This is a genomic window from Dehalobacter sp., assembly GCA_023667845.1.
Classification (GTDB): Bacteria; Bacillota; Desulfitobacteriia; order Desulfitobacteriales; family Syntrophobotulaceae; genus Dehalobacter.
The window spans coordinates 1-10,064 of record JAMPIU010000208.1 but is presented as its reverse complement, the minus strand read 5'-3'; the positions used below and the strand labels follow the sequence as shown (position 1 = coordinate 10,064).

Below are 10,064 nucleotides of genomic sequence, written 5' to 3'. Positions count from 1 at the left end.
TGCGGCAATAGATGAGGCCGGGAGCATCCCCGTGGCGCTCCACCGCCTCCAGGGAAGCAACATTCCGGATGCCTTTGGCGAAGGTGATGATTTCATAGGTCGAGCGGTAGCTCTTGTTCAGCTCTACATATTCCGCGTCTTCATACAGCCGGCGCAGGTCTCCGAGCGTGTTTAAATGGTTTGGGTTGATAAACTGCCCGAAGTCTCCCAGGATCGTTTTCCGGCACTTGAACAGGACATTCATCACCGCGTATTGGACCGGTGTGTAGTCCTGCATTTCGTCGATAACCAGGTGGCGTATAAGCCGGCTCTCCCGCAAACCCTCAAAAGCGGCGTGGAAGTACATAAACGGGTACACGTCGGTCCATTCGAGGGTTTTCTTCGCCGGCATCACAAATTTGTCCGCGATATTTTTCTGCTTATAAAAATCCTTATAGAGCGACAGGGTATTCTTCATCTTCAGCATCGCGGCCAGGCTTTTTAAGACGGCCCCCGCTTTTGGCAAAGGTTTATCCGTGAAGTAGTCCGTTTCAAAGCGGTCAAGGATATCTTCCGCAATCATCACCAGGCGCCGCTTGACCGGAAGCCTGTGGTAAGCGGCAAAGCGGCCCCGGATCCATGCACTTTTGGCGGTGAACCTGCCAAAAGTGTAGTCGGACGGCTCAAAGACGGCCTCGGGCATCCGGGCCAGGTACTCGTCCACCAGTATTTTAAAATCCAGCGTGGATTTGAAGCGCACCCGCTCCGCCCATTTGGGGTCCTCTGTTTCAAGAGGGTCCTTGTCGGCCTCGAAACGGATGACGCCCTCAAGCTGGACCCCGGCAATATCCGCAAAACTCATCCCGTAGACCGGCTCCTCGCCTAATTCGGGCAGGACATTGGAAATATAATCCCCAAAGACCTTGTTGGGCGACAGGATGGTCACGTTCTTTGCCGACAACCTGTCTTTAAAGCGGTAGAGCAAGTAGGCGATCCGGTGCAGCGCGATGGAGGTCTTGCCGGAACCCGCAACCCCCTGAATAAGGAGGGTCTCCGCCTTTTCGTTCCGGATAGCCAGGTTCTGTTCCTTTTGAATGGTGGCGATGATGGATTTCATCTTCTCGTCCGAAGTATGGCTCAATTCACGCTGCAGGAGATCATCCTGGATGTTAACCGAGCTTTCCAACGCATATTCCATCACGCCGTTCTTGATTTTGAACTGCCGCTTCCGGGTCAGCTCGCCGTCGAACCGTCCGTCCGGGGCATCGTATCCCGCCGGCCCAACCTCGCAATCGTAAAACATGCTGGCCACCGGGGAGCGCCAGTCAGAAATGTGCAGCTCATTGCCGTGGCTGAAAGAAAACCTGCCGATGTAAAATGAGGCGGGGGTTACTTTGGATGTCTCCCGAAAGTCAATCCGGGCAAAGTAAGGCGAGTCCAGCAGTTTGGCGAGTTTATCCCGGATCCCGGCCGCAGCGGCCCCCCTCTTGTCAATGCGCTTTAAAGCCATCTCATTTTGGAACATCTCGTGGGGGTCGATTTCACCGCGATGCTCTACCATGTACCGCTTGACATCCATATATTCTTCGTCGATATGCCCGACTGAATCATGCGCTTGCTTGATGGCCTTAGCCAGCTTGCCCTTGATATCTTCAAGATGCGCGATTTCATCGGGAAAAGCCGGCGTTTCAACTGGTTTTTTCTTTTCGCTTTTGTTAATACGGGCAGGCACGTGCGGGGCGCGTCTGCCCGCTTGCTGTGCGTTAGTCATTTTTATTCTCCCTGGGTAAAACCATCCTTTGGGTCGGATATCCAAATTCCGTCAGCAGTTCCCCTTCGGCAAAGCCCAGCTCTTTGAGGGCTTTACGATAACCCGTATCAGCTTTGTCGCCTTCCCGGAATGTGGTAATGCTGATTTCCTTATTCTTCAGCAATTCGGTGAGCGCCACATGCAGGAAGTCCCGGGAAATCCCCTGTTTCCGGTAAAGCGGGTGTACCGCGAGGAAATCTATGCTGCCGGTTTCGTAGTTAATCATCATGCCGCCGATAGAAATGCCGCCCTCGGTTATAAGCAGCGCGCCTTTATTGGCAATATAGCGTTTCAGGACGGTTAAGTGCTCGTCTTCTTCCAGGCAGGGGAACCCGTCAATGGCCAGGCGCACCAGGTCCATCCATAACGGAATATCCGCTTCGCCGGCAAAGCGGATTTCTCTCGCGGAGCCTTTCCGCGCGTTTTCAAGGGATTCACGCTGGTCTTTGAAGTTGTATTCCAGCTGCAACGGGTAAAACACCTCATTTTTTCTGAATTGGTGAGGAGACTGCTTGTACATGGCCTTGAACACATTGCTGAAAGCCTGCTGGCTGTCGTAGCCGGCCAGAATGGCTATGTCTATAATCGGTTTATCTGAAAAAACCAGCAGTTTGGCAGCTTCCGTCAACTGCCTGCGCTGCGCGTAATCATGAATAGTAAGCCCCACCGCGTCGGTAAAAATGCGGTGCAGGTGGTATTTCGAGTAGTGCACCGCGGCGGCGACAATATCCAGGTCAATCTTTTCGTTCGACAAATGTGTTTCAATATATTGAATTGCGGCTATCACTGTCTCAAGGTTTTTCATAGCGCCTTCTTCCACATGTAAGGTAAATTGGCCGAATCAATTATATCAGATTTGATGATGCCGTTTTTGATGATTATTGCGATTTGTGCTGAATAACAACTGAAGTGCATCATACATAATAAATGAGTGACAACCTTTAAGGGAAAAGCAATATTCTCATAGACGTTAAAATGCGGCCATAGGGCACATGATTGCAATCCATTCCTATACCTCGTTTATTGTGGTTGCTAGCACCCTTCGGGCTTGGGGAAAGGAAATTTTCTGCCGACATGGTAGTATTCTTCCGTGGTTAGTTGACATAAAAAAATAAGCTACAAGGGTATTTTCCTCACAGCTAAGTCTCCCAAAACATCTACGTATTATTTTGAAAATTTGTTTCAGATTATTCAAGTATTGCAAGTCTTTACAGATTATTTAATCTGAGAATTAGGTGGGTATTTTGACGGGATTAAAACGATAATCTACAATAATGGCAAACGATATGAACCGATCAACCCAATTGATTCGTGGTGGAATGAGATATTAGATTCCTACTCTTTATAAGACTGATATCTTAATACGGCCATAAAATAAAAATAATTTCCGTTATTAGCTAATCAACTTATTTCAACTTCTATTACTTGAAAACGAATTAGCCTTAGACCTTCAACAGGATGTAATTCTCGTTCTTCTAAAGCAGTTATTTTTACACTTGAGTAGAGCATAGACTCGATAAATTTGCTATTATCTTGATTCCCTATAATTGTAAATGGATAATCACCATCTGGGATTTCCTGTTCTCTAAAAACTCTTAACTTACCTGTATTAATTTCCTTATTGAAATCATAAACATCTGCTAAAAAGGTAACGGGTCTAGGCATTACAGTTGTATTAGATTCAAATAAATCCTTTTCAGGCAAACTTAGAGATATATTTTCACCTATGCTGCTTTGTGCTGTTACCTCTATACTATGAATGCTACCTTCCTTTAAGTTCCCTGCTAGATTAGCGTAATTCCTTCTTGTCCTATTAGCAAGGTCTAAAATGCGTTTGTCAGGAAGTGTCATTGTACTTCCATCCCCGATTAATACAACTACTTGTGAATTATCCCCTACGGATATCATTGGCTGGTTCCCGCTTTTTGAAGAAGCTAACACTGCTTTAAGAAAAGCAAAACTGTAACGTGCGTATTCCCATATAGTATAAGGGTTTACAAAACCTAATAAAGGTAAAGATAGCTGAATTCCTGTTATAATAATATCTGCGTTAACAATAAAAGATCCCTGTTTAAAGTCATATGCTCTAATAAAATACTGTTCCCTATCCTGTTTAGTAAGTTTTTGTTTTCCATTTAAAACACTGTAGCTCTTATCAAGAATACTATGAAATTCCGAGAGAATTGAAATAGTTTTGAAAAGGTTCACCCCTTCATTAATACCTGGACCATCAATTTTCAATGTTATTGTATGGGGTTGGTTAAAAGACATCTGGATCACACTCCAAGCAGATAATTACACCCTACTCACCACGAATAAAATTAGCGATAGCTTGGAAAATTTCTTTATATTTTTGAAAATGCTCAATGGAATCATCTATACCTATTCGTAACCAAATACGCCTCTGTCGTCGCACCCAGTCTCGAAGTTCTTCATCATTATCCAATTTCGGTGGAGGGAATGCCTCGTACATAATACGTGAAGGCCGCCGAAGTCGCACTCCAAAACGGAACCACGCAAGCGACTCTGGGGAATCACAGCCATATTTAATACACATCGGCATGCAGCTTAGAGCTAGTGGAACCCCTTTGCAGAATTCTTCACCACCTTGCTCGCATAACTCTTGGAACAACTGCTCTGCAACTGCAACGATACCACCCCCAAGAATAGCGAGGGACGAAAACAGGTCGTTAATGAGTGAAATCGTTTTCGGTATAGGCTGCCCGGAAGTCCTTTGGAATTTGATTTCACCAGCATCAATGCCTGTAATTATGCTTGCAAGTTCAACCAAGGGCTTCCCTTCCATCCATGGAATGAGAACTCTCATTGTGTCAAGCCATCCGGCGGCCCATTCGCCATCTACGGCCCAATCCCGATTTGTAATAGATTGTAACCGGTAGTTTTCCCTAGCCGCAGCTAGCTTTGGTGATCCCCTGCCAATTGTATCCATCGAGTATCGCCGAAGGAGGATCCCAGGTGGCACATGTGAGACCACACGCAGCAGTTCCTCGGTCCATTCAAAAATGCTCCAGTTTAACATATCCACGGTAATCACTTCTCGGACTCGTGCCCACGCATTAACGAGAGAAACAATTATAAAGAAGTCTAGACCGGCCCTTTGGGCAGCAATGGGCACCCATGATGGAACGTGCGGCTGGGCTACAAAATTATCTCTTATTGCGGCAAGATGGACTGCTGCCTGATCATTCACATCAGGCTGGCCCTTTGCTCTCCGTTGGAACCCTGCGTAAGACTTCCGCAACACTTCGACAGGTGGCAACTGACCTTCACCACCACCAGATAGTACTGCTATTGTTTGCAATTCAACTTCACTTGCAGTTTCCGCATCTAGTACTCCCTGAGTTACCCTGTCCAAGAATGATTCAAGCCCACTGTTGATTTTCACGGCATTGTCTGGCTGTTCCAGGTACCCCAATCGATTCTTCAAATTTTCAACGGCAGAATAAGAATCAAGCGTCAATGGTTTATCAGGTATTGCAACTACCAATCCTTGATTTGCAAAACCCGCTCGTCCTGCACGTCCTGCAGCATTAAGGAGTTGTGAAAGCTTGCGTTGTTCTACAACATCTATGTCTTCACCACGAGGGTCTCCAATTCGTGTACCGCCAATTATAACAGCCATCGCTGGCAAGTTGAGGCCTTGAGCCAATGTACCTGTCGCGTGCATCACTCGTGTTGCCCTAGCACGAAATGCATATTCAGATGCTATCTTTTCCGTTTCAATCATATGTGAGGTATGCACCGACAAACCCTTGTCAATAAACGTGAACACATCCGACGGAAGTCCAAATTCGAACTCCGCCAAGACGCGACAAATTTGGACAATCTCAGGCTGTTCTTCCAATGTGGCCAAGCAATCTCTCGAAAGCTCCATAGCTGCAGCGTTTGAGAACGGATAATGCTTGTTGGCAGGCGTAAATACCAAGGTCTGTATTGTGTTTTCAGCAAGAAACTTTGCAATGCGGATTGCCGAGCCATTGACCCACTTATTCCCGGAAATATAGTATTGCCAATCTCCTCCCGGAACCTTTTTCCGTGAAACACAAAGCTGTGCTTCGCAGGGTATCTTTACAATACCGTAATCAGCTTCGTTAGTTGACTGCCAAGCACCCTGTAGACCACAAGCCAGTGAGTAAAAAGCTGTAAAGTTCTCGTTCTTCCTGCTCTCTGGCCGTGTCTTCAATTTTTCATATGCAGGGATGCGGTTCTCTATAAAAGATTCAGCGTCGATACCCAAGGCACTTCTAAGTGTGCGAGTTGGTCGCCATGGTTCGGAAAGCACCACAGAACTGCCTCCCGTTGCCTCTGCTAGCCATTTTGCTAAATCACCAGGATTTTGCACAATTGCGGACATCAGCAAGATGCGTATATTTGTAGCACGCATTATGAGTTGGGTTAAGACCAGTTCTGCTGTAACACTGCGACCCGAATTTGCTTCGCCTATAAGGTGGCATTCATCAAATACCACGAGTTGACATGAGGTAAACACATCTGGGTACAACCGCAAAGCCAAGTGTGCCTTTTCAGGGGTCATAACCGCAACTGAGTTTAAGGGCATTACTGATACAACATTGGTCTTAAGTACTGAGTATTCTTGATCACCTATAAATGCTAGTACTTCTGTTCCAAGTGGTTTTAGACCGCTTCGTAAATCTCCACGTATCTGTTCAGCTAGTGCGTTTGTAGGGGCAAGATAGAGACACCAACCTAGGCCAACCGCTTGAGACACTGCTAGTTCGGCAACAAAGGACTTACCGCTTCCAGTCGGCATTGAAACAACTGCGTGTTCTATATCATCTAAGATACAATATTTCACGTATCCCTCTGTAGAAGGCCAAAGCACAGGACGTCCAGATCCCCTAGGTCGTTCACCACAAGCTCGCATTCTTAGATAATCTTTGTAAACATCTGGGGGAAATCCTAGACCTAACGGTACAACGTGTATAAGTGCCCTTCGGCTAAGTTCAGAAAAGCAATTAAGTAGCAATTCCGAAAGATGTCTTATCCGTCCGTAGTCGCCACCAATACCTGAAATGGTTGTAAAGAATTCTGGTGACTTTAGTTTTTCGAGCAGTTGTTGTAGTATTTCCTTGCTAACTGCCGCACCTTCATTAGAATCTCCTGCGAGCCAATGTAAAAAGTTAGATACAGCTTCCCCAAGCTTCGCATAGAGTCGTCCCACCGTATCATCTTCCAACTCGATGGCTTTAAGGCTACTGCTCAAACCGAAAGTCAAATTACATGTTATCTCTGGCAATGGGTTCAATTGGAACATGCAAAGTGCTATTAAAACTTCCAGGCACCATTCCGCCCCCAACTCACCAGGAGATAACTCTTCTTTCACTTTATAGCTTGAAAAAACCTTGCTAACTACACCGCCCGCACATGCATCATAGCCAGCTATCAAATACAGAATTGCTGCCTCAACGCGGGTATACGTCCCATTATGTCGAAGGCGACAGCTCGGAATGTCTAATGACTCACCGTGTTCATAGAAATCCACCAGCAGGGCAAGTGATTCTGCAGCTACAAATGAACCTGCTTTTCTGATTTCTAAGGAAAGCGACTCGTCCAGCACCGTATGAAATTCAATAGTGTCTGCCAAACGTCGAAGGTAATCGAGAACCTCGTATACATCCGATGGAACAGTTTGGCCTGTCCGTAATTCAATCACCGCAAGGTAAGCTCGTGACAACGTGCGACGTGCCGATTCGGGAGTAAGCCCTTCAAAAACAGGTAAGTTATTAAACAGTGTCTGTGCAAAAGTATCAAACATTATCAGCCCTCACAGTTATACTGGCATAACAACGCATTTCCTCTGATAATATATCGAAGAAAGAGTCGGCCCCATCTATAGGTGCTGGTACAAGGTACTTTCGATTAACAGGTGGTCTGAGACGAATCAGATCAACACGACTAAGTGCCCAATCGACGCTATGTCCACTATCACAACACACCATCGGAAAGTATGCACGCTCGTCATGCCAAAACGCCCTAACCAACAGGGTTTGCTGTTCAGGTAACAGGCTTGGCCTAAACTGGGATAATGTTGCTCGTATTTCCGCATCCCTTAATAGGTTGTCGACCTCTTGTAAGCGTTTTGCCGCATCTGTAATTGCTGCAGCCGGTCGTTCAAGATATGCCTTGCATTCCCCAGCAGTTACCCCTAAACTATCCGTGCCGTATAAGCCAATGATATCAAGACCATGGTCATTAACATCCAAGTGAATGGAGCTCTTTGCCAGAAGACGCCCTGGAGGGTGATTTGCCGGATTCATAATTGAGAGATGAAGGAAAAGGTGAGAGATCCCTTCCCATATCCATGGGTTTCTTTCATATGTCTTTATTCGATCACTTATCCCATTGTTTACTCCAATAACATTCGTAACATCTCGATACAGATCCCGTACCAGCGTATCTTCATTGAACAATGCGGTCCTAATCTCCATGTTGAAATCTACACAACTTGCAATTGCACCTACCAAGTATACTGCGATGCCTTGGACTACCGTGTTCTCCTGGCCTAGACCATATATTCGTATAACACTATGATTCTCATGCTCGGTTAATTCAGTCCGAATCACAGTATGAAGATTCTGTAATGCGCGTTCGACATCATCTTTTATTTGATTTGGTCCTTGATATGCCATAAGCATTTTCCATAGTTATTCAGCAGTAAAACAAGGGTAGTTTTTTTGGTAGCCATATAACGTAATACTACCTATCACTATAAGTGTGTTGAAAATAGCGTTTCGCTTTTATCACCCTATTCCATTTAAAACTGCTAAATTTTCCTCCTTTATAGGATGTTTCTCAATCAGTGCATTCTTGAATAGCTGGCTTATGTTAGTATAATTTCCACAGAAATACAAGCACTCCTTCCTTGTAGAAAATAAAATTCCAAATTATTGCACAAACGATAAAATATCGACTTTATTAAACAAAAGAATGCTTACATGGGAGTTATCACGCTGAGTGTAATAAGAATAAAAAAACCAGAGGCGTATTTAAGCGCTTCCGGCCTTTACCCATAAATCAATAATCTTGAAAGAAATCAGTTAGAGAATAACCATGAGAGAGAAGCATAAGAACATGCTTACCATTTTATTTGCATTAAGGCTTCTTTTTATAGGGTTTTTTCACAGTGTAATAACCAGTTTTTACTCTCTCGAAAGGAGTCTTAGGATTTCTAGTTAACTCAGAGGATAAAATTGAGGCCATGTTTTTTGATGTATAGTTAGGGGGGAATATATCTGGTTTTAGTGCCTTTAAATCCTTAGTCATTTCGATATAGTTAACAGGTTCGCCTTTTGAGCCAAGATATTCAACCGCTGACCATTTTTTAGTTGAATCTTTTATTATAATATCACTCCCTAGGATTATTTTTAGTATATTATACTACAATTTACTCATTTTAGCAAGATATAATTTAACGAATTCATAATAATAATTAGCGATTAATGTATAGATGTTTTGGGATTATATTAAGTAAGTCTATATATATGTAGATATATCTAGTTTAGGTTGATATGTGTACAGATGGTCATAGCTTAGATGGGGTGCTCTATATATAGGCAGATATAACTAAGGTTAGTTAGCCTATATATAGATAGATATAACTAATAGGGGTTAAAGCAATACATAAAGACCCCCATTGTAGTGAGTTTTTCCTTAGCGGTTCCAGAAGTTATTCAGAAAGAAATCTAATGGAAAAGTAACTGGCCTCTGTTTTACTAATTAAACAAATGCTTGATAATTTCTCTCGATTTTATTTGTATAATAACTAATTGAAAACCAAAGGTTACTACAATATCCAGGGGTAAACAATTTTACGATAAAGGTATAATAATGACCTTCCGTGATTGCATCAACTGAACCAGGCAAACTACAAGCTCAGCGATAAGAATGAAGAGAAGCAAAGGGACGTTCTTTTTGCTTCCTGATATAGTGCAATTTCCCATTGGTACTATAAAAGCACAAGCAAACAATTCGAATATACGGATTGCTGCTTGTGCTCATTTTTTATAAACTCTCTTTTGATACTAGCGTCCGTGGTGGTGCTCTTCAGCATCTGCTTTAGTTTTATGAACTGTACCAAATGGATGCTCAGGCGGTGCATAAATAGAATATAACTTAAGTGGTACATTGCCTGTGTTAATCAGGTTATGCCATTTACCGGCAGGTATAATGATGGCATAATCATCCCGGACATTTGCCTGAAAATCCAGCATGTCTTTTCTATCTCCCATTTTGA

The 10,064-nt window shown here is 44.0% G+C and carries 6 protein-coding genes; all 6 read right to left on the bottom strand.

Annotation, left to right across the window (positions count from 1 at the left end; all coding sequences use genetic code 11):
* On the bottom strand, positions 1-1,750 hold a 1,750-nt coding region (locus NC238_17960; GenBank protein ID MCM1567797.1), incomplete at its 3' end, for an AAA family ATPase.
* Entirely contained in the window at positions 1,743-2,594 is an 852-nt protein-coding gene (locus NC238_17955) for a GNAT family N-acetyltransferase (protein MCM1567796.1), read from the bottom strand. The genes NC238_17955 and NC238_17960, both read right to left, overlap by 8 nt.
* 596 nt (positions 2,595-3,190) lie before the next feature.
* Positions 3,191-4,060 carry a hypothetical protein gene (locus tag NC238_17950; GenBank protein MCM1567795.1) on the bottom strand — a complete coding sequence of 290 codons (870 nt, stop codon included), beginning with the start codon at positions 4,058-4,060 and terminating at the stop codon, positions 3,191-3,193.
* Positions 4,061-4,091: 31 nt separating this feature from the next.
* A complete protein-coding gene (locus NC238_17945) occupies positions 4,092-7,586 on the bottom strand; it encodes a DEAD/DEAH box helicase (GenBank protein MCM1567794.1) in 3,495 nt (1,164 codons plus the stop codon).
* Entirely contained in the window at positions 7,579-8,460 is an 882-nt protein-coding gene (locus NC238_17940; GenBank protein MCM1567793.1) for a hypothetical protein, read from the bottom strand. The genes NC238_17945 and NC238_17940 overlap by 8 nt, the downstream gene beginning before the upstream one ends.
* A gap of 1,392 nt (positions 8,461-9,852) precedes the next feature.
* The coding region (locus tag NC238_17935) for a cupin domain-containing protein (protein MCM1567792.1) at positions 9,853-10,064 on the bottom strand (212 nt) is incomplete at its 5' end.